Here is a 22,620-nt window from a genome sequence, read left to right on the forward strand (position 1 = left end):
TCTGATAATTCTTCAAAACAAAGAGCTTTGCCTGTAACAAAATGGCAAGCATTTACTATTTATTCGGAAAGGCTGGTAGAGAACCCAGCCTTTTTCTATTTTGCAGAAATACAGTTGGGATCTTATAAAGATAGAACCTCCTTACCCTATGGAAAACAAGAATTTATTTATAGTAACAACTACTTCCAACGAAAAGGTAGATTTAACGAAAGCGAAAGAATTGCGGAGTAACAATTTATTTCCGTTTGGCAAACATAATTATGCTATTTACCGCACCCCCGAAAATGTTTTTGTAAAAGGCACTAACTCTGGCTTAGAAACGCACATGCTTGATACCTACGAAATTATTGAAGAAAGCACTGCGCTAAAATACGCACACCCTTATTTCCGGGAAGAGTAAAACAAAGAAAAATAAAGATTATAAAATGGTAAAAAAAGAAATAAAAAAGGGTAAACTGCATTTGCTCGTTTACCCTTTAATAGTTGGTTGTGGTAGTAAAAGTTAATTGATCCATTGATTCTGTAAGTTGTTAACTAGGGGTTTTTGTTGTACTAATTGTTTTTCCGATTCAAAATACGTTTGGTATTCATCGTCGGTTAATTCATCCTGGAGAGTCATGTGAAACTTAGAAAGTGCGGGGTAAGTGACGTAACGTTCCTGTCGCTCGGCGGGGTTGTCTACGTCGAAGTCATAAAAGCTTTTCATAGAAAATTAATTAGGTGATTTTTTTTGGGAGAAAACATTTTTACTACAATTAAGCAAAAAAGTTTTGGATAATTTAACTTATTTATTCGATTTTTTAGACAACTTAATAATAATATAAGTGCCTGATAAATAATTAGTTTGCTTGCATAATAAATTCTTAACTCAATTTAGCTATATCTGGCTAATTCTTTAAAAAAGTTACATTTTCATGAAGTACCTGTTACCATTAATTACTTTTTATTTACTGCTAGCACCTGGTTCTTTATTGGCTCAAACGGCAAATTATTTCGGGGGCAGTAAAGAAGTAAACGATAGTGTTAAAACGTTGTTTGAAGCCATGGAAGAACCCACTTTCGCAAACCGGGGCAATTATTTTCGGACCCGGCAGGAATTTGGTAAAGATTCTGAACAAGCAAAGAAAATGTTAAAGCAAATGGTGTTAGATGATTCTTTAAACTTAGAAAAAGTAATTGCTGTTCACCAGAAATATGGTTGGCCATTAGAAAGTCAAATTGGAGTTGTGGCTGTAGGGCAAGCTTTCCTGCAAATTCAGCATGGTAATTTTGAAACGCAGTTAAAGTTTTTACCTGTCCTGAAAAAGGCCGCAAGTAGGGGAGAGTTTACTAAAAGTAATTTAGCTCTTATAGAAGATAGAGTTCTTACAAATAAACGTAAGAAACAACTTTACGGCACCCAATATGGAGTAAAGCTAAATAAAGACGGCAGTAAAGAAACGCTTGTCTGGCCCATTAAATCTTATCCGCATGTTAAAAAAATAAATAACCGTAGAGAAAAGATGGGTTTGGAAAAGTTGGTTTTTACTAAAAGTGCCTACAACGCCCAAGCGAAGGTGAAAGACTTTAGGTAGAATTTACTAAAAACAGCAGCGGCTCCTAACTTATAGGAGCCGCTGCTGTTTTTAGTAAATTATTTTTATTTTTCTAGTTTCTGTACTGCTTCTCTAAAATATTGTACGCTGGCGGTTACATCGGGAGCGCTGTTTTCCCAATTGTACTCGTATTCGGCGGAGAATAAACCTTTAAAGTTTTGTCTTTTAAGCTCGGCCAGTACGCCGTCTACATTCGAAACACCCTGGCCCCAATGTACATCGTGGGCATCTTTGCTTTTTTCGTTCAGGTCTTTAAAGTGTAATTGTATAATGTGGCCATCCAATTTTTTCAGGCATTCTACAGGGTCTAAACCAGAACGAACCCAGTGACCGATATCGGCGCAGGCTCCTAAACGCTTGCTCTGACCTTTCATAGCAGCAATAACCACATCAGGATTCCAGTAGCGCGAAGGGGTAGGATGGTTATGAATTGCAGCGTTTATCCCGTATTCGTCGCAAAGTTTAGAAACTAACGGAACAAATTCTGGTTCCGGTTCCATGGTAATATTTTCCAGGCCCATATCTTTGGCAAATTGAAATAATTCCCGCCAACCAGCTTCGTCTTTAGCGCCAGTTACCCCAAACGATACCATTTTTACGCCTTTATCCTGTAGCATTTTTAAAATTTGGTTACGTTTTTCTGCTGACATATTAGGCTCCATTTTACCTTCAATACCGCCGCCAATAGTTTGGCCCGGAAACGCTTCTACGTAGCTTAAACCGCAGCTTTTAATTTTATCAATGGCTTCAGCAAAAGTAAACCGGTTGAAAGTATAGGCCTGAGCGCCCAGTTTCCAGTCTAGTTTTTCTTCCGGGTTCGACTGGCTACTGGTGGTTGTGGCGGAAGTGGCAGTGGCTGCTGAGTCGGATGCTGAACCGGAGGCAGAGGTAGAAGCATCATTGCTTTGGTTGTTTTTACACGATACTGTTAAACAAAGAACAGTAAATGCGCTTAATACAAGTTTTTTCATAAAGTTTAGTTTTTTGCGGCTCTAATATACAAGAACTAACCTGAGAAAAAACTATCTCTTAAATCCTAAGATTTGTTTTAATTTGCTGGTAGTTACTTTTTGAGCAGGATAAAGCTGGTTGTATTGCCGTAAAAGCTCGGGTTCGTAGCGTTTGTAAAACTCAGGGTCGAAGTTTGCTTCTCGCAGGTTTTTAAGTACTTCCTGAATAGGCGTATTGTTTCGAATCCAGCGCTCGCATACCTCGTGGCGGTAGCGGATACCCATTAAATTAAAACCTTTTACGCGATTGCTGGCTTTGTCAAAGCAAATCCGGATTGATTTCTTGCCGTTTGGGTGTTCCCAATAAATATGTTCTTCGCCGGGTTGCGGATGCTGGTTTACTTCGCCGTATACCTGGTATTCAATATCAAAAAACTTGGCCGAGTTAAACCACATGCCCGGCTTATAAGCTGTTTGCTGACTGCAGAGAGTATGCGCCAGCGTTTCGCCGTGCATGCGGCCCGCGTACCAGAGCGGTTCTACTGGTTTTCGGCCTACAGGCGGATTTAAGTACTGGGCGCAATCGCCAATGGCATAAACATCGGGCACGTTGGTTTCAAAATACTTATTTACCAGAACGCCTTTATCTAAAGCAATACCACTGTCACGTAAAAAATCAACATTGGGGTGAACGCCCACCGCTAAACCTACAAACTGGCAAGGAATTTCTTCGCCTTTTTTAGTAATAACCGCTCGTACGTGGCCGGTTTCGTCAGGTAAAATTTGGGCTAATTCGGTTTCCAGGCGAAGGTCTACGTGGTGGCTCTGAATATGGCGGGTTACCATCGCCGATTCTTCGGTGGGTAATACGCTGCTCCAGAAACTTTTTTCCCGTACCAGAAAAGTAACATCCAGGCAGCGCGACAAAAACATTTCGGCCAGTTCTACGCCAATTAAACCACCGCCAACAATAACGGCTCGTTTAATGCGAGATGTTAAGACTTCCAGGTTTTCTAAATCCTGCCACGAATATAAACCTTGTACTCCGGCTAGGTCTTGGCCGGGCCAGCTAAACGTATTGGATTTAGAGCCGGAAGCTATAACTAAAATATCGTAAGTAGCTATCTCGCCGGATTGCAGTTGCAGTTGTTTTTGCGAAGTATCTACTTGGGTAACGTAGTCGCGTTTTAACTCAATGCGGTTTTCGGGCCAATACCAATCTTCAAAAGGTTTGGTTTGATCGGCCCGTAAGTGCCCCATGTATACGTACATTAAAGCAGTGCGCGAGAAAAAATAATCAGTTTCCGATGAAATAATCAGTAATGAATGGTCGCTTAATCGCCGGACATGCTGCGCCAGCGTAATGCCGGCAATACCATTACCAATAATTACTATTTTCTTCATGCGCTGCGTTAAACCGCTTTAAAGATACGTGTTTACCTAGATAGACTGCACCGTTGCGCCATCCATCTTAATTAGGTAAGTACTTCGAAAAATTAATTTGAAATACAGAAGTTGTTTAGAGTTTTAAAACTACCAAAGAAATAGGAGTGTAAAAGAGTTTGCAAAGACACTTTACACAAGTTCCTATTTCAATGGCAGTATTAAGCGAAGATAAAATAAATCGGTGGATAGTTCCATATTTGAGCCAAGGAAAGAGAGGCAGTAAATTACAAGTAGCACCAGCAGCCATTATTTCAGGTATTTTATATCGGTTGAAAACAGGCTGTCAATGGCGAGAGTTACCCCTAAAAGAAATATTTACTGGCCCAACCATTAGCTGGCAAGGCGTGTATCATCATTTTCGAAAGTGGGTAAATGATGGGAGTTTTAAGAATGTATGGCTTGGCCTACTAAAAAGCCAGCGTTGCTTACTAGATTTATCAGGTGTTCAGTTAGATGGTAGTCAGACTATCTGTAAGCAGGGAGGGGAATGCATTGGTTATCAAAACAGGAAAGCGGCCAATAGTTGCAATAGCCTGTTTTTAGCTGATAACAAAGGGCAGATGCTGGCTTGTAGTTTACCAGTATCAGGAGCCCACCATGACTTGTATGAGATTGAAGTAGTATTTAAAGAATTATGTAATTTATTGAAAGAAGCAGGTATTGAAACTAAAGGTTTATTCTTAAATGCCGATGCCGGATTTGATTCCCAAGCTTTTAGAAGTATATGTTCAGAAATGAAAATAGAAGCTAATATTGCCACTAATCCCAGGAATGGCCAAATCACGGATGAATATATTTATTTTGATGAACAACTCTTTAAGCAGAGAAATGCCATTGAAAGAGCTAACGCCTGGATGGACAGCTTCAAAGCTTTGCTCATTCGATTCGAAACCAAAGCACTACACTGGTTCGTGCTTATTTTAATTGCTTTCTCCGTCTTATTTATTCGTAAAATCCCTAATAAACCAAAACTCTAAACAAGTTCATAATTAATACTTAACTAATTATTAAATATTTATTAATCTAACAACGAGCAACTACTTATTCTTTTTTACCGCCAGTTCTTCAGTAATTGAGCTATTTCCTGTTGCATCGAAATGGTTTTATCTTTGGCGTACCAAAGCTGAACGTTCTGAATAAACTCTTTTTTTGTACCGGTAGGGTTTTCTTTAAAAGCCTGGAATAACGCTTGAGCGGCATCGGGCCGAGGCCCCCAGGTGCCTAATTCCTCACCCGAAACCGCATCGAAACAAATTAATTTAGGAATAGAGCGGGTGCCATTAGTTAAATATTGGTCCATCAAATCCAGGTTTTCGTCGCGAAGCAAGAGCTTTAACTCAATTTTGCCTGCCGAGGCATTCGCAACTTTAGCTAGTATCGGCACATTTTGCGCCGCATCGCCGCACCAGGCTTCGGTTAAAACTACCCATTGCAAGGAGCGGGTTAAGTCGGCCAGCGCTTGTTGTACTTCGGGCAATAAAACAGTAGTGCGGGCAACACGCACCATACGAACTTGATTTAATTGGGTATACGATACCATTTTCGGATCCTGATCGGGTCCGGTAGTTTTATTTTCGGCCAATAAGCGGTCAATTAACGCTTCGTATTCCGGATAAGTAAAGGCTTGCTCCAGATTAATAAGCGGGTGTTTAGCGGATTGTTGCATTCTTTTCTGGTGATATAAAATTTTATAATTCTAATTTGCTCAACCAAAGTATTTACCATTTGGGTTAATACCTTAATAAAGTTAGTACCATTGGTTTAGTTTACTTTAAGCAAAACTAAACTTGTTATAAAAACTATACAAAAAGCAAAGCGAAAGGATTCCGAAACAGATTAGCCTTTCTGGCAGCTATTGGTTATTTAAACGCCAATCGTACTCGTAATAACCTACCTGATAATTACCCGGAATTTTATCGGTTCGGTAAGTATTTAAAAACGATAACACCGTTTGGTTATCTTTAGTAAAATCAGTTTTGTACCAGTCAAAAATTTTAGAAATAAGTACTTGTCGGTTTTGAGTATTAACCTTTATAAAGGCCGGATTGTTTATGGCTTGTTTGGTGCGGCTATCGAGTTGCCCATTTAATCCGTTGGGGGTATAAGCGTAGCTAGCCAGCGGCGGACAGCTAACGGCGGCACAGGCCAGCGCAAAGTGTAACCGGGCATCCTGGTAGGGTTGTAATAATTTTTTCTTTTCCAGATCGTTTAGGGTTAGTTTTTCTCCGGCTACCACGTGCACTGTTTTATCGAAAAAACCAGGCTTATCCATTACCGACTTTACAGGATACAGATTAGTTACGGCCTGAATAACGAGTAAATTATAGGCATTTATATAGAAAGCTTTTTTACTGTTATCCGGTATACCTTGTAAGTTTATTGCGCCAATCTTATTTGTAAGCAACTGAATGCTTTTTTCTTCTTTCTTAATAGCAGCATAAGCTACTTTCCCCTCTGCAACGTATTTTTTAAAAAAAGCATCGGCTTCGTCGGTAAAAGCAGGTAAAGTGTTTTGGGCAAACGAGGTTGAACAAAGGAAAAGCAGTACAACACAAGAAAATATTTTTTTCATAAGCGGGCGCAGCAATAGCTACAAACAAAAAGAAAGAATAAAGTAAAATTAACTATTTTTAAGTTAATGGCTTACCTGATTTCAGCTTAAAGCTTTATTTCACTGGTTCAGGATTGTAGCGAATAATTATAATAGTAGCTCAAAACAGCACACCTGCATTATCAAAAAACATTTGGCTACTACAGCAGAATAAAACCAGCAGATAAATTACCGGTAGTTTTTATTTTGATTTCTAATTAGGGAGCAATAGATTTGAAGAAGCCTGTTTTGGTAATTCAGCTAGCTAAAAGTTCTAATGTTTGTGCTAACGCGAATTAGTCGAGCTTAATCTTCAGATAGAAAACCAAAGAATAAACATTAAAACTATGGATCGTCGTCATTTTATTAAAACATCGGCAGCGGCTAGTCTGGCCTTTTCGGCTTATACCTTGCCGTCTATTTCGGTAGCTGGTAAAACCCGGCCGTATCGTACTGCTCTTATTGGCTCGGGCTGGTGGGGTACAAACATTTTACGCGAAGCAATTGCTGCCGGCGAAAGTAAAATAGTGGCGATGTGCGACGTAGACCAGAGCCAGTTAGCTAAATCTTACGCCGAACTGGAAAAGCTAACCAGCGATAAACCTAAAAAATACAGCGACTTCCGGGAATTACTCAGCAAAGAAAAGCCCGAAATTGTAATTGTAGCTACCCCCGACCATTGGCATCCGCTTATTACCATTGCAGCCGTGCAGCAAGGTGCCCACGTGTACGTCGAAAAACCAATTAGCCATACTATTTACGAAGGCCGCGCTATGGTAAAAGCTGCCCGCGACGCCGACCGGATAGTTCAGGTGGGCACACACCGCCGGGTATCGCCGCACAACGTATCGGGTATGGAATTCTTAAAATCTGGTAAGGCTGGTAAAATAGGTATGGTGCGGGCTTTTGTGCATTATGGTGGGGGGCCCGGTAAGGTTGTACCCGACAGCGAAGCACCCAAAGGTTTAGATTGGAATATGTGGTGCGGCCCGGCTCCTTTGCGACCTTACAATGCAGCTATTCACCCGAAAGGTTTTCGCATGTTCCTGGATTATGCCAACGGCCAACTCGGCGACTGGGGTATTCACTGGTTAGATCAAATTTTATGGTGGACCGAAGAGAAATATCCGAAGAAAGTATTTTCAACTGGAGGCCGCGCCATCCGGCAAGATAATACCGATGCTCCCGACCACCAGGTAGCTACTTACGAGTTCGAAGATTTTACGGTTAACTGGGAACACCGCTTATTTGCGGGTAATAACGCCGAAAAAGGTGAAAATGTAGGCTGCTATTTTTACGGTACCGAGGGTACGTTTCACATGGGCTGGCAACAGGGCTGGACCTTCTATCCTATAGATTCTAAAAAACAAATCATTCATCAGGACCCGCAATTAAATAAACCCGATGAGCAAAATATTAAACAATTGTGGGCTGATTTCCTGGCATCTATTAAGGCCAAAAAACGCTCGGTTTGCGATATTGAAGTGGGGCACCGATCTACTTCTATGGCCTTGCTGGGTATGCTTTCCTTAAAGCTGGGCCGTAGCGTAATCTGGGACGGCGAAAAAGAAGTTGTCGTGAACGATCCGGAGGCCAATAAACTACTCAGCCGGGAGTATCGCGGCGAATGGAAATACCCGACGGTGTAGATTTTTGAAGAAGTGGAAATTATACGAAAGGCAGCGTTTACCAGAAACGCTGCCTTTTACTTTAAGAACGGTTTAATTGCCAATGAATCATATCATCGGAGAAGCCCGTTTCTTTAAAATTATTTTTGTGCAATACACGGTGCGATCCAAAGTTTTCGGGCGGCGTAGTAGCTATAACAGATTTTAATTGCGGGTTGGCAAATGCCCAGCGTAATAAGCATTGCAAGGCTTCTGAAGCGTAGCCCTGGCCTTCGTGCAATAGGCTAATGCCATAACCCACCATGGTTTTACCATCAATATCAGGTAAACCGGTGAAGCCAATGCCGCCGATAGAAACATTGCGTTCTTTTAGTACTATATCCCAATTAGTAAACCAGCTATAATCTTGCGGGTGCAAGGCAGTTTGAGGTAGCCAAAAGTTTTCTGCCGCATCTACCATTTCGGCAACAATGGCTGCATCATATACTTGCTCGCTTGGGTTCAGTCCCAAAATGTTGTCTAGCTCCGTACGGTTTTGTGTTAGTAATTGCAGTTGATTATGCGATAAAGGAATTAATTTTAATCTATCAGAAGTAAGGAAAAACATGATTATACCTTTTAATTGTTTAATTAATGGAAAAAGAAATATCTGTTCGGATGCAATTAGCAAGTCATCCGAAGAAAATCAGCGGGTAGCTGAATTATTAAACAATTCCAGGCAAGGTAAAGCCCGAAGAAGAAGGATAGAGTAACAGAGGCTGTATGTTATTTTTGAGCAAAGATAAATTATTTTTATGAATTTAAAATACTCTATCTAATTTTAAATATCTTATTTTTAATAGGTTAGCAGTTGAAGATGAGCCTAATTTGAAAATTAATTTTTTATTCCCGAATTACTTTTACAACCGTTGAGTGATTATTCAGAGAGCATTTTAACAAGTAAATACCGGAAGGTAGAGTTGGTAAATCGTTTAAAGGGATGGTGGCTGGCTGAAATATTCCGGAAATAGATTTTTCGTATAATTTATGGCCATTTAACGAAAATAGCTGAATTTGAGCATTGCCGTTTCCTGGTTCTGGTGGAGCAATTTGCAATTCAATTTTATTTTTAAAAGGATTGGGAGCTACTTGAATTTGCCAGGTAGTAAAATGTTTTTGAGTAATTTTTTCAGCTATAATGGCCGAGTAATTCTGCGCCCCATCAAAATCAACCTGCCGCAAACGATAATAATTAGTGCCAATAAAAGGGGTTTGATGTAAATACTCGTATTGCTGCGATGAAGAAGTAGTGCCGCTTGCTTTCACCTGGGCGATAGGGGTAAATTTTATGCCGTCTGTGCTGGTTTCTATTTCAAAATAGGCGCTGTTATGCTCCGAACGGGTCTGCCAGGTTAAAAGTACTTGATTGTTTATACTTTTGCTGCTAAATGAAGTAAGCTCAACTGGGAGCGGATATTTAAAAGCATTAACGTTGTACGCTACAAATGCCACATCGCTGTTACCGGATAAAGTAATTTGAAAAGTTTTAACGTTGGCAACAGTTGTTTGAGTAATACCAAAGTCACTAAAGTCTGCCGCCCACACTCGAATATCCCGTTGAGTATTAGTAAAGCTGCTAGTTAAAGTTAAAGGATTGTTACTGGCTTCGTAAAAATCCGCTATCCATTGGCCAGTAACCGGAATATCTGTAAATAAAATGGTTACTTGATTACCTACTCGTACATTGCTACTATTTAGGAATTGGTATTTATCAGCGGAACTAGTTGGGTCGGCTATTTGCGTAACTATAATATCCGGTATACCATCTCCAACGGCAGAAGGTATAATGTTATCCATGTTAAAGTTAAGATTTGGTCCGGCGGGTACATTTGCGATACCGGTTCCAATATTTAACCCATTAATTCCATCAGAAAGGTAAAGAGGTAAATCCCGGACGGGAGGAGGGTTACTTGGGCCTACAGCTACTCCATCGTACATGGCACCTACTCCCACTTTTGTATTTGTAGTTATTATTCCAGATAGAGTAATCCCAGATAAGGCCTGGTAGTTACCTTTCGTATAGGTTAATCCCCTGGAAGTTAGTAAAGCATTATTTACTGCCGTTGAATACCGGGTGTTGTTGTAAGTAAAGGCTAATAAGTTATGGCTGTTATTTGGCTTTATAGTACTAATAGCGGTACTCGAACTTTGCCAGAAGCCATTAAAATCAGTAATAATTTCACTTACGGCACGCGGCGAAATAGTTTGAGCTTGAATGACTGGGTGAAAACTAATTAACATTCCGAAAACTAACCAGCAGCCTACTAAGCTTCTTAATACAGTATTTACGGCCTTTCTTAGTTGCAAATCGAGTAAGAATTTAGAAGCCTATCAACCAACATACAATACCACTTCTCTGGCAAGTACAAATCTATATTATATATAACTGAATATGCCAGAAAGGAAGAAAAATAAGGATTGACTTGTCTTACGCGGGAAGAATTAAATGGTTAAGATCAGGCGAGTTAAATTAAGGCTAGTTATTCAGAAGAAATTAAGTATTAGTTTGTTTCAAAAAAGTAAATTTTATTATGAGTTAAGCTTTATAACTCAAACCCAATCTGGCAGCGCTCCCCGTCTAATTTGTATAGCTCTTGTTCAATAGTCAGGTTAGATTTAGCATTGTTGAACTGATTGGCGTATTGGGCTTTCATTTCTTTGCGTTTGATCGCTTCTAAGTAACGGCGCACCTGGTTACGCGTTTCTAAAACTAAACCCGGAACTTGGGTGGGTTTATCATCGTCGGCTTTGGACACCATGGTAAAATAAGAAGTATTGGTGTGTTTCACTACCCCGGTTTTTACATTTTCGGCAATAACTTTAATGCCTACCAGCAAAGAGGTGCGCCCAACGTAATTAATAGATGCCATAAGCGAAACCAGTTCACCCACTTCCACGGGTTGCAGAAAATTTACTCCATCAACCGTTACGGTAACACAATAATTACCCGCATGCTTGGCAGCGCACGTATACGCCACCTTGTCCATTAAGGATAATAAAATACCTCCGTGAATTTTGCCGCCAAAGTTGGCATAACTCGGAATCATGAGTTCGGTTAAAGTAGTACGCGAGTACGCAACAGTGCGAAAATCGGGGAGAAGAGCAGACATTTTAAATAAGTTTCAGGTTACAAGGTGCAAGTTTAAAGTTTTCTGCAATAAGTAACGCATTAAACTAATTGCATTAAATATACTATGTAAGGCCTTTAAGCTTTCTGAAACCTGCAACCTATAACTTGCAACTCATCTACAAGAACACTACTTCTTTTACTACTCCTTCGCCTACTTCCATATTAATTAGTTCAATAACACGGGTTTTCGACATAACCAACTGGTGCTTAAGCGGGGCAGAGGTAAGTAACACAAAGAGTTTATCTTCTTTAAAGTAGAGTTCTTTGGTTTTAAGGGCAATGGCTTTGCCTACAATTTTTTCCCAACTGGCTACTACCTGAACCTGATTTACTTTGCCTTGAATGCGGTAAGCTTTTAGTAAAGCCTGAATGCTATCTTTTACCGGCTGTATATCGGACTGGCGAATATTCATTTGTTTATCTCGGTTTATAAAGGTCACGGTAGTATGCAGAGTTAAGATTGTTGGGTAACACTTTTGGCAAATATACGCACCAGCAAGGCCGACAACTGAAACAATCACGGGTTTATTTATCCCGGGGTTATCCACTAGTTTATCAACTGCACGGTGCCACTTACTACCTGAAAATTGCGGACCTGATCAGATACTGGGCCAACCAGTTTTTGGGTACGCTCTAAGTGCGAATCGGTAATAAATAATTGTCCGAAGGTGTTTTCTGCTACTAGTTCTAACAATTTAGTAATTCTTTTTTCGTCGAGCCGGTCAAAAATGTCATCCAGGAGCAACAATGGTTTTTGGCCTTTTTGCTGGGCTACAATCTCAAATTGCGCTAATTTTAAAGCAATTACATACGATTTTTGCTGTCCTTGCGAGCCATAGTTTTTTACCGGCCAGCTGTCCATCAAAAAAACAAAATCATCTTTATGCGGACCAACCGTAGTACGTTGCAGCAATAAATCTTTTCGTTGCGCCTGCTGAAGTAATTGCAAAAAGTTTTGCCCATAGAGTTGGTTTTTATAATCGAGCGTTACTGTTTCGCTACTGCCGGAAAGATGCTGGTAATGTTTCTGAAAAACAGGAACAAAGTTTTCTAAAAAAGCTTGACGAACACGGGTTATGTATTCGCCGGCCGGTACAAGCTGTTCATCCAGAATCTGTAAGTATTCTTTATCAAAATAATTGCGGTCGGCAAATTGCTTGAGCAATGAGTTGCGCTGTTTTACTATATAATTATAAGAGATGAGTTCGGTTAAATAAACCGGGTCGAGTTGCGAAATAAGGCTGTCGAAATATCTCCGGCGTTCTTCGCTACCTTCCCGGATTAAATCAGTGTCGTAAGGCGAAATCAGAACTACCGGGTATTTGCCAATGTGTTCGCTTATTTTATCGTAGGCTAATTTATTATGCGTAATTATTTTCTTCTGACCTGTCCGAAAAGTGCATTGAATCGTATCAGTATGCGTAAAGGTTGAAAAGTGACCTTTGATCATAAAATACTCTTCGCCTTGTTTAATATTTTGCAGGTCGGTAGCGGTAAAAGCACTTTTACCCATCGAAAGATAATAAATAGCATCGAGCACGTTGGTTTTGCCGCTGCCGTTATCACCAATAAAACAATTAATATGCGGCGAGAAAGAAAGGTCTGCCTCTTCGTAATTCTTAAAAAACAGTAAATAGAGATTTTCGAGGACCATTCATTTCTTTGTTGAATTTTTTACTTAATTTCGCACTCTAAACAGTTTAGCTCGTTACAAGTTATGGCAGTTACAAAACAAATGCCCAAAACAAAGGTAAAACCTGCATCAAATTTCTCAAAAGAAACCTATGTGCGTTGGTACGAAATGATGCAGCTAATGCGCAAGTTCGAAGAAAAAGCAGGTCAGTTATACGGACAACAAAAAATTAAAGGTTTTTGCCACTTATATATTGGTCAGGAAGCCTGCGTGGCTGGTGCGGTTACAGCGCTTACCAAAGACGATAAATGGATTACCGCTTACCGCGACCATGCACATCCTATAGCTTTAGGTACTTCTCCGAACGCCGTAATGGCCGAATTATTTGCCAAAGCTACAGGTTGCTCTAAAGGTAAGGGTGGTTCCATGCACATTTTTGATAAATCGGTAAATTTTGTGGGTGGTCACGGTATTGTGGGCGGCCAAATTCCATTAGGTGCCGGTTTAGCCTTTGCCGAGAAATATAATAAAACTGGCAACTTATGTATTACCTACATGGGCGATGGTGCCGTACGGCAAGGTTCTTTCCACGAAACCTTCAATATGGCCATGACCTGGAAATTGCCCGTTATTTTTGTAGTAGAAAATAATGGTTATGCGATGGGTACTTCGGTGTCCCGCACGTCAAATGTTACGGAATTAGCTACTTTGGCTCTGGCTTACGAGATGCCTGCTGAAACGGTAAATGCCATGCGTTGCGAAGACGTACACGAAGCAGTTGCTCGGGCTGCCGAAAGAGCTCGTGCCGGCGAAGGTCCAACTTTCCTTGAATTTAAAACCTACCGCTACAAAGGTCACTCCATGTCGGACCCGGCTAAATACCGCACCAAGGAAGAGTTGGAAGAATACCGTAACCAGGATCCGATTGAATTGGTTCGCCACTCTATTTTAGAAAATAAATATGCTACCGAGCAGGATCTGGAAGAAATAGATAATAAGATAAAAGCGGAAGTTGCTGAATGCGTAGAATTTGCTGAAAAATCTCCTTATCCTACGGCAGATGAGTTGTATAAAGACGTGTACGCTCAGGAAGATTATCCTTATATTCAAGATTAATTTAGCTACAAGTTGTTAGATTGGTAAATTTTTGCTTTTGATTGAATTCAAATGTTATTTTTTCTGTTTAACTCCTAACAACCAATAATTAAGTAAATTTATTATTCCTAATTGTTGTTCAAGAAGTTTGATAACAGCTGAATAAGTACCTGATCCGTTTCTAACAACAAGTAACAAGCAATTAACAATCAAACAATAATGGCACAAAATATCACCAAGAAAGACCACACTTTAGATGTTCTGGAAAATCCGGATGTACTGGCGGATCGTCTAACCCATGGCTCAGAGGACTTTTTAACTAAATACAAAAATGTATTATTAGGCCTTTTGGGGGTCGTGGCAGTTGCCGTTATTGGAGGGTTCTTGTTTTATAATTACCGTAGCTCGCAAGAGAAAGAAGCTCAAGCGGATATGTTTCAGGCGGTATATTATTTTGAAGCGGACTCTTTGAATAAAGCTTTAAAAGGTGATGGTCAGTACCGGGGTTTAACTGCTATTGCCAACGAATATGGTGGTACAAAAGCAGGTAATTTAGCTAAGTTTTATGCTGGTGTTATTTACTTAAAGCAAGGTAAATTTAAAGAAGCTGTTACTTCCCTGGAAGATTATAAATCGAACGATTTAATTCTGCAAGGTAAAGCCTATAGTTTGCTAGGTGATGCTTACCTGGAGTTAGGTAATAAAAAAGAAGCTATTGATAATTATTTAAAAGCCGTTGATTACAATTCAAACGAGTTTTTTACCCCGCAATATTTAATGAAGGCTGCTACAGCCTATGAAGCCAATAACAATTATGCGAAGGCTACCGAAATGTACGATAGAATAATTAATAATTATGCTAACGCAGCCGAAGTAGCAGATGCCAAAAAATACAAAGCCCGGGCCGAGCTTTTAGCTGCCGGCAAGTAAATTGTCTAAGTTTTTTTAAGGGCACAATTATCGAAATTAAAATTTCGGTAATTGTGCTTTTTGTTTTATATCACTTAAAGGGTATTTTACTTCTTGTAATAAATAGTATGAAGGAGAAGTTGTTTCTTCTAAACCTGTAACTTGCAACTTTTAACTTACAACCTTAAACATGGCTAGTTCCCTTAAAAACCTGAGCGAGTATAATTCAGATAACTTAATTGATATTACAGGAAAGAAAATTGGTTTAGTAGTAGCCGAGTGGAACAAAGCAATTACCGATGCTTTGGCTAAGGGGGCCTACGACACTTTAATAAAGCACGGAGCTAAATCAGACAATATTATTCGTAATACTGTACCGGGCAGCTTTGAATTAAGTTTTGGGGCGCAATTGCTAGCCCAGAATCCGGAAATTGAAGCTGTAATTTGCTTAGGAGTAGTAATTAAAGGAGAGACTAAGCACGACGATTACATTTGCCATGCTGTAGCGCAAGGAATAACGCAGGTGAGTTTGAAGTATAATAAACCCGTAATTTTTGGCCTAGTTACTACCAATAACGAAGAACAAGCCTGGGATAGAGCCGGTGGCAAACACGGCAATAAAGGAGTAGAAGCCGCTGCTACGGCTATTCATATGTTAGGAATTTCCGCTTAAAAAGAAGGAGCTGAATTTAAATTTTACTTTAAACTCAGCTCCTTCTTTTTATTTAGAAGCGGCTGCTTTTGGCTTGTAAATAGCTCCGGTAGCAAAATCAACGGCTAAGCTAGGCCAGAATATAAGAAGGTCCGCAATAAAGGCTCCTATTCTTAGTTCACGCTGAGGTTCGCCGGCTGCTGGTCTGGTTTTCTGATATTCTGTAACCTTACCCCCGAAAAGGGTAGCGCAGGAAGAAAGCATCGTGCAGGCCATTAAAATACATAAAGCTTGTTTCAATTTTCTCATAAAAGTAAGTATGGGTTAGCTAAATTGTTACTTACAAATTTATCTTAAAATTGTACATACGCAAGTATATGTATATTAACTTTAAGATATCTTGTTAAAAACTTTCTCCTAAAAGAATCATTGGAAATAAAATTAAGTAGTTACTAAACATTTCCATTAACCTACTCCAAATTAAAAAGAAGCTTACTCTAGTTTTGTAGTAATAAGTAAAGAGACAAAATAAAATTAATCTATTTGATAAGAAATATTTAACGTAATTGATAGATATTGAATAGATTATTTACAAAAAAGTCTTTTGTCTAATTTCTTGATACTTGTGTCTCATTACTTAGTGCGTTTTACTTAATATCGACGGCGAGGAGGTGCTGTTTTGGTATTACGTCCTATATTTACTTGTATGCCCAGAGACGGAATAAAAGTCATTCCGGAGAAGCTATGTTTCTGACCTCCCAGAACTTTATACGTACCATAATTCTGATAATACATGGTTAAGGCAGGCAGTAGATAAACATACCGGAATCCAATTTTCCCGTTAACAAAAGCTCCATACGATGCAAAATTATTTTTTTCTCTAACGGCTTCTACTTTAGTAACTCTATCGGCATATTTAGTAAATATATTCCCCGGATCGAAGCCATACTTAATAAAAGTATGGTTGTATACTACTCCCCACGAAATGTTACCAATCTCTTCTTCTGGCCCGAAAGATTTACTAAATATCAACGGAATAACTAAGTCGCGGCGAGTAGCATAAAAATCTAATACGGGCTCTAGTTTGTTTAGCAATGCGCGACCAGGTAAGTTGGCCTTTTGTCCTGTGTATTGCAGTCCAACACTACCGTATAAACTTCCTTCACCGGGGTTCTCAGGGGTTCCAATTGGGCCTAAGAACTGGTACATAGCATCAAAAACGTGTGCTCCGGAGGCAAATTTATATCCAACATCCACCCGCGGAGCTAATCCGTAGCGCACGTAAAAGTCAAAAGTAGGTCCTACTGGGTCTAAGGCGTAGGCAGTTAAACCTTTAGCAAAAACATCTATTTGTTCGTCGTAATAAATAGAATCTTTTTTAGTAATCGCATTTACTGCTGACTTGGTTATATCATCTAACTGACTTATAGGCTCAGTAGCAATGTTACCTCCAAAGTTTAATCCGGCTTTAAATTGCCCTTGAGCCGTAACTTTACCTGAGTTTATAATCGCCCGCGGGGCAGTACAACCAGTTATTAGTAAAAAAGAAAGCAAAAAAAAGGATAATAAACTACGTTGCATACTATAAGAGTGAAATGTAAATATAATTAAGACAAAATTACTAAAACGAGAGATACGAAATACTATTCTAAAACCAAGCCAAGCTTTTACAACTTTAGCTTCTTACTTACTAAAATTGGGAAAGAAAGGCAAATACAAAAATGTTAGAGTTTAAGTTAAATTTAAGTAAATGCTATTATATTAGATATTTACTCTTACTTTTGCGGCAAATTAAATCATGCCTTTTACTAAATGGGTAGGTAGGTCTATTTCTATAACTACAAGAAATTAAACTAATCTGCTTTGCTTTCTGTTACAAAAAATAATAAGGCAAGATATTTGATTTAACTGATTTACATTTTCATTATAATAAGAATCAATTCAAGAGTTTTAAAGTATATGTCAGAGGAACCGCTTCGCTATTCCAGAGAAGAATTAAATGAGTTTGAGCAAATAATTCGGGAAAAACTAACCAATGCCAAAAGAGAAGTTGCTTTTATAAAAGAAACTTTAAGTAGACGGAACGATAGTGGCACCGATAATACAGCTTCTTCGGCCAAAGTGCTTGAGGATGGAGCAGATACTGCTGAAAAAGAGAGCTTAAACCAATTAGCTTCTCGGCAATTAAAATTTATCCAGCAGCTAGAAAATGCGTTAATCCGAATTAAGAATGGCAGTTATGGCGTTTGCATTGCTTCCGGGAAGTTAATTCCTAAGGAACGTTTACGTGCAGTACCACATACTCAACATTCAATTGAAGCTAAGTTACAACGCAGAGATTAATTAGTTTTTGGAATTTTTACAAAATTATATCCAGGCAATTATCTTTTGTGCTTCGGCGCCCGTTGCGATTGAAGAGCTACAAAAATGTTTATCAGAAACGCTGCAACAGGAAATTACCATTAGCGACGTTTTAGAAAGTATTGAAGCAATGAACCAGCGTTTTGCTGAGGCATCTTTTGCTTTTCAGATTTACGCTATTGGTGGCGGCTATCAATTTCTGACTAAACCCGATTATCAAGAGGTGATTGGAGCGTTTTTGAAACAAAAATCGAAACGTAAGCTTTCCACGTCGGCGCTGGAAACTTTGGCTATAATAGCGTACAAACAACCAATCTCTAAGTCGGGTATAGAACAGATCCGGGGAGTAAGTTGTGACTATGCTATTCAGAAACTCCTGGAAAAAGAATTGATTCAGATTAAAGGCAAAGCGGATACTATTGGTAGGCCAATTATTTATGGAACAACCCAAAAGTTTATGGAATACTTTGGCATTAACCATTTAAAAGATCTACCCCAACTCAAAGACTTCGTATCCGAAGAAAATATTATTGGCGGCATTTCTGAAAATTAGATTTCTTATTTTCTTAATTATTCGTAAAAGTAAAAATGGCCGGTTAAGTCTACCATAACTTAACCGGCCTTCTCCTATTTTAAATAAATTCATTACAGTAGCGATACTGCAAAACAATATAACTATGGCAACTGAATCTAATTCAACCGGATCTGGTAAATTTAATTCCCGCAATAAGTTTACAAAACGTTCCTCTAACGATTCTGACAATAAATCCTGGTCAAAAGGAAAATCACCCAGGTTTAACAACGAGGGTAAAAAAGTATTTAACCGTTCTAACCGCTTCGATCGGAGCAGCCCTTCTACCGACGGGAATCGCGAGAATAATCAAAACCAAGAACCAGGTAGTTTTCGGGAAAACAGGAATAATCAGGAAGGCTCCAATTATCGCCGAAACGGAGATAATAAAAGATTTGGCGGATTTCAATCAAATAATAAATTTAAAAATTCTAAGCCTTTCACGAGCAGAAATTCTTTCTCGAAAGAAGGCGACGGAGCACCTAAACGTTATCAGCGTTCTGACGAAAGCGGCGAAAGTAACCGCGAATCTGATTACCGTCCGGCGCGACCTTATAATCCGAACCGTAACTTTAATACTGAAAACCGTTACCGGAAATCACCGTTTGGCGATGTGCCTAAAGGGAAACCGGGTGAACGTAACCGTTCTTTCAAACCCGAAAAAGAAGCTTACCGGCAAAAATTACAATCGGAAGGGAATAGCCACGAAGACCGGTTTGGCAATGAACGTCGGCCTTTTAACCGAGATAAGGAAGAAGGTAATTCTACCCGAAAGCCATTCAACCGGTTTAACCAAGAAGCTTCTAATGACGATCGCAGACCATTTGATCGTAATGGGAGCACCGATCGTAAACCGTATGGTGGCAGCCGGGAAGAAACCGGTGCCCGTAAGCCATTTAACCGTAATCGCGATGAAGCAACCGGCGAACGTAAGTCTTTTAACCGAACACGTGATAATAAAAATCAAGAGCACGCACCTTTTCAACGTTCACGGGAAGAAACTCGGCCTGACCGGGACAAGTTCGTAAAAAAACCATTCAACAAAAGAGATTCAGGAAGGGATGAACCCAGGTCTTTCCGGCGAAATACAGAGGAGCGGCCCAACGAAGCGCCTGATTATGACTTGCGTCGTTTTAGCCAACGCGATTCCAACAAAAGTGGGGACGGAAATCATGCAGATGGCGGTATTCGCCTGAATCGGTATATTGCCAATGCTGGAGTTTGCTCCCGCCGCGAAGCCGATACGCTTATAGCTGCTGGCGAGATTAAAGTGAATGGTGAAGTAGTAATTGAAATGGGCTACATGGTAAAACCCGAAGATACCGTGCAATACGGTAAAAAAAGGTTAAACCGCGAAAAAATGGTGTATGTACTCCTGAACAAGCCTAAAGATTTTATTACTACTACCGAAGATCCGGAAGGACGCAAAACAGTAATGAATTTGGTGGAAAATGCTTCTAAGGAACGAATTTTTCCAGTGGGACGCTTAGACCGTAACACTACGGGTTTATTGTTATTTACCAACGATGGCGAGTTAGCTCAGAAATTAACGCACCCTTCGCACGAAAATTCAAAGATTTATCAGGTTGAGTTAGATAAGCCCATCACCAGAGAAGATTTTGTCAAAATTGAAGCTGGTCTGGAGTTAGAAGATGGCAAAGCAGAAGTAGATGAATTAGCTTTAGTGGGGGATACAGGTAAATTCTTAGGCATTAAAATTCATATTGGAAAGAACCGGATTGTTCGGCGCATTTTTGAACACCTGGGTTATGAAGTGGTTTCCCTTGATCGTGTACAATATGCAGGTTTAACTAAAAAAGATTTGCCCCGGGGTAAATGGCGCTTCTTATCCGAGAAAGAAGTTATTCGGTTAAAATATTTCTTGTAAAGCAGGCAACCAGTTAGCGTAAAGTTTTATCTACTAAAAAAGCTGAAACTTTAGCAAATTGGTGAAATATAAAAGATAGACGGAATAAGCTAGTTTCACGTGAATCAGATTGCAATTGATGTTGGAAATACCCGAATTAAATACGGTATTTTTAATGGGCAAAATTTATTAGAAGCCAATCAAGTGCAAAATTTACCCGAATTAGCGGATAAAATAACGCAGTACAAGGTGCATAACGGCATAATTTCGTCGGTGCGGCACTTAAAACAGGAGTTTTTACCTATTCCGCGGAAAATTATCTGGTTAACGCCTGACATGTCAGTACCCATAACGAATAACTATGGTACTCCCCAAACATTAGGCATGGATCGGTTAGCTGCGGTAACTGGAGCTAGTTTTCTTTTTCCGGATCAGGATTGCTTAGTTATAGATGCGGGTACCTGTATTACTTTTGATTTTATTAATCGCGAAGCTACTTATGATGGGGGAAGTATTTCGCCGGGTTTAGACATGAAGTTTAAAGCTTTGCATACTTTTACCGGTAAGTTGCCGTTAGTGGAGCAGGCTGAAAAAGACGAAGTACCTCTGACAGGTCGTAATACTATTGAGTGTTTAAAAAGCGGAGTATTAAATGGTACCTTAGCGGAAGTAGAAGGAATAATAAAAAAATATAAACAACAATTTCCCAATTTAATAACGGTAGTATGTGGTGGAGATGCATCGTTTTTTGAAAAGAACATAAAAGCTTCCATCTTTGTCGTACCCGAATTAGTTTTAATTGGGCTTAACCGAATTTTAAATTATAATGTATAAAGTTTACCGGTTTTTAAGTGGTTTTGCTTTTTTGGCGAGTGTAGTAACTGCCCAAGCTCAAAACTCTCCTTTTTCTGCTACCGGCATTGGAGATATCAACGAAAGCACCGGTTCGGTGCGTAGTTTCGGTATGGGGAACGTAGGTGTAGGAACCCCGGCTAGTGCGTACATCAATAGTTCTAACCCAGCATTACTTTATTATAATAACCGGGTTACTTTTGAAATGGGATTAGGCGGACAAGCCAAGCAATTATCAGACAATGTTGGTAAACAAAGTAGTGCCGATGGTACTTTAAATTATTTAGGTTTAGCTTTGCCTTTATCTAAACGATGGAGTACGGCTATTAGCCTGCGCCCTTTTTCTAATGTAAACTACGAATATAGTTCGGAGGGTACAGTAAATGGAGATGCTACTACTAAAACTTTAAATAGCTATACGGGTAACGGTAATATTTCGGAAGTATCTTGGGGGCATGGAATACGAATTGCCAAGCGATTAAATATTGGTGTTTCGGCCTCGTACCTTTTTGGGGCGGTGGAGCGGGAAGCTACTGCTCAACTGGTAAATGAATCAGATGTTTCGTTAAGTGCGGAACGCCTAGTTATTAACGAACGTTCTAACTATAATGGCCTTTTGTTTAAAGGTGCATTGGCTTATCGACAGCCGCTTACCAATAAGTGGAGCTTGAATGTAGGAACAGTATATACCTTAGGCAACGATCTGGATGCTAAAAGAAGAACCGTGCAGGAACGTCGTCTTTCTAGTGATTTAGTCCTGAGCCGTAACTACCTGGGCGATAGTATTAGTACTACTACCCACTTGCCCCAAGGAATTCAGGTTGGGCTAAGCATAGATAATGGACGTTCCCTGGTAGTTGGAGCCGATTTAAGCGCCCAGAAATGGTCAAATTTTAAAAGTGGCTTAAATTCAGATAAACTGGCAGATTCTTACCGGGCAGCCATTGGTGCAGAATACATTCCCAATCCAGCGTCTATTAATTCTTATTTCCAACGGATAGGTTACCGGGCTGGCCTTGGGGTAGGAAAAACACCTCTGGAACTTAATGGCAAACCGGTAAACGATGTGTCCTTGCACTGGGGCTTTACCTTACCGATTGGCGGGTCGCCCCGGCCACCAGAATATACCCAATCGTTGCTTAACTTAGGTTTTGCAGTAGGACGTCGCAGTAACGGCGAAAGTAGCGCCTTGCAGGAAAAATACTTCCGGATACAATTAGGATTTTCGCTAAACAGCAACTGGTTTATTAAGCCAAAAATCGATTAGTAAGTATAACCTTACGTTATTAAGGCTTCTAATTA

The 22,620-nt window shown here is 39.7% G+C and carries 24 protein-coding genes; 12 read left to right on the forward strand and 12 right to left on the reverse strand.

Features of this window, described 5'->3' with window-relative positions:
- Window positions 1–148 precede the first annotated feature (148 nt).
- Complete coding sequence (locus HUW48_RS25305) at window positions 149–400, forward strand: hypothetical protein (protein ID WP_182413576.1); 252 nt, start codon at window positions 149–151, stop codon at window positions 398–400.
- Between the two features lie 102 nt (window positions 401–502).
- Here the strand turns inward: HUW48_RS25305 and HUW48_RS25310 are convergent, their stop codons facing one another.
- On the reverse strand, window positions 503–706 hold the full coding sequence (locus tag HUW48_RS25310) for a hypothetical protein (RefSeq protein ID WP_182413577.1): 204 nt from the start codon (window positions 704–706) through the stop codon (window positions 503–505).
- 208 nt (window positions 707–914) lie between these two features.
- On the opposite strand from HUW48_RS25310, the gene HUW48_RS25315 reads away from it, so the two are divergent.
- Window positions 915–1,574, forward strand: a complete 660-nt coding sequence (locus HUW48_RS25315) for a DUF6624 domain-containing protein (protein WP_182413578.1) — start codon at window positions 915–917, stop codon at window positions 1,572–1,574.
- Window positions 1,575–1,639: 65 nt separating this feature from the next.
- On the opposite strand, the gene HUW48_RS25320 is transcribed toward HUW48_RS25315, so the two are convergent.
- On the reverse strand, window positions 1,640–2,566 hold the full coding sequence (locus tag HUW48_RS25320) for a sugar phosphate isomerase/epimerase family protein (RefSeq protein ID WP_182413579.1): 927 nt from the start codon (window positions 2,564–2,566) through the stop codon (window positions 1,640–1,642).
- A 51-nt stretch (window positions 2,567–2,617) separates the two neighbouring features.
- The gene (locus HUW48_RS25325) at window positions 2,618–3,949 is read right to left on the reverse strand and encodes an NAD(P)/FAD-dependent oxidoreductase (protein ID WP_182413580.1); all 1,332 of its coding nucleotides are present in this window, start codon (window positions 3,947–3,949) and stop codon (window positions 2,618–2,620) included.
- A 191-nt stretch (window positions 3,950–4,140) separates the two neighbouring features.
- On the opposite strand from HUW48_RS25325, the gene HUW48_RS25330 reads away from it, so the two are divergent.
- On the forward strand, window positions 4,141–4,968 hold the full coding sequence (locus HUW48_RS25330; RefSeq protein ID WP_182412169.1) for a transposase: 828 nt from the start codon (window positions 4,141–4,143) through the stop codon (window positions 4,966–4,968).
- A 74-nt stretch (window positions 4,969–5,042) separates the two neighbouring features.
- Here HUW48_RS25330 and HUW48_RS25335 read toward each other — a convergent pair whose 3' ends face one another.
- Together HUW48_RS25335 and HUW48_RS25340 are read right to left on the reverse strand one after the other, a co-directional pair.
- Window positions 5,043–5,657: a thioredoxin family protein gene (locus HUW48_RS25335; protein ID WP_182413581.1), complete on the reverse strand. Its 615-nt coding sequence runs from the start codon at window positions 5,655–5,657 to the stop codon at window positions 5,043–5,045.
- Window positions 5,658–5,843: 186 nt separating this feature from the next.
- A complete protein-coding gene (locus HUW48_RS25340) occupies window positions 5,844–6,563 on the reverse strand; it encodes a DUF547 domain-containing protein (protein ID WP_182413582.1) in 720 nt (239 codons plus the stop codon).
- Window positions 6,564–6,928: 365 nt separating this feature from the next.
- Here HUW48_RS25340 and HUW48_RS25345 point away from each other — a divergent pair, with 365 nt between their 5' ends.
- Window positions 6,929–8,230, forward strand: a complete 1,302-nt coding sequence (locus HUW48_RS25345) for a Gfo/Idh/MocA family protein (RefSeq protein ID WP_182413583.1) — start codon at window positions 6,929–6,931, stop codon at window positions 8,228–8,230.
- A gap of 61 nt (window positions 8,231–8,291) precedes the next feature.
- Here the strand turns inward: HUW48_RS25345 and HUW48_RS25350 are convergent, their stop codons facing one another.
- The 5 genes from HUW48_RS25350 to recF all read right to left on the reverse strand — a co-directional run bounded on the left by HUW48_RS25350 (window position 8,292) and on the right by recF (window position 13,032).
- Entirely contained in the window at window positions 8,292–8,816 is a 525-nt protein-coding gene (locus tag HUW48_RS25350; RefSeq protein ID WP_182413584.1) for a GNAT family N-acetyltransferase, read from the reverse strand.
- Between the two features lie 275 nt (window positions 8,817–9,091).
- On the reverse strand, window positions 9,092–10,489 hold the full coding sequence (locus HUW48_RS25355) for a T9SS type A sorting domain-containing protein (protein WP_182413585.1): 1,398 nt from the start codon (window positions 10,487–10,489) through the stop codon (window positions 9,092–9,094).
- A gap of 302 nt (window positions 10,490–10,791) precedes the next feature.
- Entirely contained in the window at window positions 10,792–11,358 is a 567-nt protein-coding gene (locus HUW48_RS25360; protein ID WP_182413586.1) for an acyl-CoA thioesterase, read from the reverse strand.
- 136 nt (window positions 11,359–11,494) lie between these two features.
- A complete protein-coding gene (locus HUW48_RS25365; protein ID WP_246343619.1) occupies window positions 11,495–11,791 on the reverse strand; it encodes a DUF721 domain-containing protein in 297 nt (98 codons plus the stop codon).
- 134 nt (window positions 11,792–11,925) lie between these two features.
- Window positions 11,926–13,032, reverse strand: coding sequence for a DNA replication/repair protein RecF (gene recF / locus HUW48_RS25370; RefSeq protein WP_182413588.1), 1,107 nt, complete (start codon window positions 13,030–13,032; stop codon window positions 11,926–11,928).
- 63 nt (window positions 13,033–13,095) lie between these two features.
- Between recF and pdhA the strand changes: the two genes are divergently transcribed.
- The 3 genes from pdhA (at window position 13,096) to ribH (ending at window position 15,688) form a co-directional block, all read left to right on the forward strand.
- Entirely contained in the window at window positions 13,096–14,127 is a 1,032-nt protein-coding gene (gene pdhA, locus HUW48_RS25375; protein WP_182413589.1) for a pyruvate dehydrogenase (acetyl-transferring) E1 component subunit alpha, read from the forward strand.
- A 198-nt stretch (window positions 14,128–14,325) separates the two neighbouring features.
- Window positions 14,326–15,036, forward strand: a complete 711-nt coding sequence (locus HUW48_RS25380; protein WP_182413590.1) for a tetratricopeptide repeat protein — start codon at window positions 14,326–14,328, stop codon at window positions 15,034–15,036.
- Window positions 15,037–15,205: 169 nt separating this feature from the next.
- On the forward strand, window positions 15,206–15,688 hold the full coding sequence (ribH, locus tag HUW48_RS25385) for a 6,7-dimethyl-8-ribityllumazine synthase (RefSeq protein WP_182413591.1): 483 nt from the start codon (window positions 15,206–15,208) through the stop codon (window positions 15,686–15,688).
- A gap of 48 nt (window positions 15,689–15,736) precedes the next feature.
- Here ribH and HUW48_RS25390 read toward each other — a convergent pair whose 3' ends face one another.
- The gene (locus tag HUW48_RS25390) at window positions 15,737–15,976 is read right to left on the reverse strand and encodes a hypothetical protein (protein ID WP_182413592.1); all 240 of its coding nucleotides are present in this window, start codon (window positions 15,974–15,976) and stop codon (window positions 15,737–15,739) included.
- 342 nt (window positions 15,977–16,318) lie between these two features.
- Window positions 16,319–17,248 (reverse strand): hypothetical protein, encoded by a 930-nt coding sequence (locus HUW48_RS25395; protein ID WP_182413593.1) that lies wholly within the window; start codon window positions 17,246–17,248, stop codon window positions 16,319–16,321.
- A gap of 378 nt (window positions 17,249–17,626) precedes the next feature.
- Here HUW48_RS25395 and HUW48_RS25400 point away from each other — a divergent pair, with 378 nt between their 5' ends.
- From HUW48_RS25400 to HUW48_RS25420, 5 genes are all read left to right on the forward strand, one after another.
- Window positions 17,627–18,010 (forward strand): TraR/DksA family transcriptional regulator, encoded by a 384-nt coding sequence (locus HUW48_RS25400; protein ID WP_106931783.1) that lies wholly within the window; start codon window positions 17,627–17,629, stop codon window positions 18,008–18,010.
- Between the two features lie 7 nt (window positions 18,011–18,017).
- Window positions 18,018–18,581, forward strand: coding sequence for an SMC-Scp complex subunit ScpB (gene scpB / locus HUW48_RS25405; protein ID WP_182413594.1), 564 nt, complete (start codon window positions 18,018–18,020; stop codon window positions 18,579–18,581).
- 124 nt (window positions 18,582–18,705) lie between these two features.
- Window positions 18,706–20,487: a pseudouridine synthase gene (locus tag HUW48_RS25410; RefSeq protein ID WP_182413595.1), complete on the forward strand. Its 1,782-nt coding sequence runs from the start codon at window positions 18,706–18,708 to the stop codon at window positions 20,485–20,487.
- Window positions 20,488–20,586: 99 nt separating this feature from the next.
- Entirely contained in the window at window positions 20,587–21,300 is a 714-nt protein-coding gene (locus HUW48_RS25415; protein ID WP_182413596.1) for a type III pantothenate kinase, read from the forward strand.
- Complete coding sequence (locus HUW48_RS25420) at window positions 21,293–22,585, forward strand: hypothetical protein (RefSeq protein WP_182413597.1); 1,293 nt, start codon at window positions 21,293–21,295, stop codon at window positions 22,583–22,585. The genes HUW48_RS25415 and HUW48_RS25420 overlap by 8 nt, the downstream gene beginning before the upstream one ends.
- Window positions 22,586–22,620 lie beyond the last annotated feature (35 nt).

Source organism: Adhaeribacter radiodurans, from assembly GCF_014075995.1.
Taxonomy (GTDB): domain Bacteria; phylum Bacteroidota; class Bacteroidia; order Cytophagales; family Hymenobacteraceae; genus Adhaeribacter; species Adhaeribacter radiodurans.

Coding starts and splice junctions, on each gene's coding strand:
- HUW48_RS25305 (WP_182413576.1), top strand. CDS start 149: ATGGAAAACAAGAATTTATTTATAGTAACAACTACTTCCAACGAAAAG.
- HUW48_RS25410 (WP_182413595.1), top strand. CDS start 18,706: ATGGCAACTGAATCTAATTCAACCGGATCTGGTAAATTTAATTCCCGC.
- HUW48_RS25335 (WP_182413581.1), bottom strand. CDS start 5,657: ATGCAACAATCCGCTAAACACCCGCTTATTAATCTGGAGCAAGCCTTT.
- HUW48_RS25355 (WP_182413585.1), bottom strand. CDS start 10,489: ATGTTAATTAGTTTTCACCCAGTCATTCAAGCTCAAACTATTTCGCCG.
- HUW48_RS25350 (WP_182413584.1), bottom strand. CDS start 8,816: ATGTTTTTCCTTACTTCTGATAGATTAAAATTAATTCCTTTATCGCAT.
- pdhA (WP_182413589.1), top strand. CDS start 13,096: ATGGCAGTTACAAAACAAATGCCCAAAACAAAGGTAAAACCTGCATCA.
- HUW48_RS25340 (WP_182413582.1), bottom strand. CDS start 6,563: ATGAAAAAAATATTTTCTTGTGTTGTACTGCTTTTCCTTTGTTCAACC.
- HUW48_RS25395 (WP_182413593.1), bottom strand. CDS start 17,248: ATGCAACGTAGTTTATTATCCTTTTTTTTGCTTTCTTTTTTACTAATA.
- HUW48_RS25325 (WP_182413580.1), bottom strand. CDS start 3,949: ATGAAGAAAATAGTAATTATTGGTAATGGTATTGCCGGCATTACGCTG.
- HUW48_RS25365 (WP_246343619.1), bottom strand. CDS start 11,791: ATGAATATTCGCCAGTCCGATATACAGCCGGTAAAAGATAGCATTCAG.
- HUW48_RS25310 (WP_182413577.1), bottom strand. CDS start 706: ATGAAAAGCTTTTATGACTTCGACGTAGACAACCCCGCCGAGCGACAG.
- HUW48_RS25360 (WP_182413586.1), bottom strand. CDS start 11,358: ATGTCTGCTCTTCTCCCCGATTTTCGCACTGTTGCGTACTCGCGTACT.
- HUW48_RS25380 (WP_182413590.1), top strand. CDS start 14,326: ATGGCACAAAATATCACCAAGAAAGACCACACTTTAGATGTTCTGGAA.
- HUW48_RS25345 (WP_182413583.1), top strand. CDS start 6,929: ATGGATCGTCGTCATTTTATTAAAACATCGGCAGCGGCTAGTCTGGCC.
- HUW48_RS25330 (WP_182412169.1), top strand. CDS start 4,141: ATGGCAGTATTAAGCGAAGATAAAATAAATCGGTGGATAGTTCCATAT.
- HUW48_RS25400 (WP_106931783.1), top strand. CDS start 17,627: ATGTCAGAGGAACCGCTTCGCTATTCCAGAGAAGAATTAAATGAGTTT.
- HUW48_RS25315 (WP_182413578.1), top strand. CDS start 915: ATGAAGTACCTGTTACCATTAATTACTTTTTATTTACTGCTAGCACCT.
- HUW48_RS25420 (WP_182413597.1), top strand. CDS start 21,293: ATGTATAAAGTTTACCGGTTTTTAAGTGGTTTTGCTTTTTTGGCGAGT.
- ribH (WP_182413591.1), top strand. CDS start 15,206: ATGGCTAGTTCCCTTAAAAACCTGAGCGAGTATAATTCAGATAACTTA.
- HUW48_RS25320 (WP_182413579.1), bottom strand. CDS start 2,566: ATGAAAAAACTTGTATTAAGCGCATTTACTGTTCTTTGTTTAACAGTA.
- recF (WP_182413588.1), bottom strand. CDS start 13,032: ATGGTCCTCGAAAATCTCTATTTACTGTTTTTTAAGAATTACGAAGAG.
- HUW48_RS25390 (WP_182413592.1), bottom strand. CDS start 15,976: ATGAGAAAATTGAAACAAGCTTTATGTATTTTAATGGCCTGCACGATG.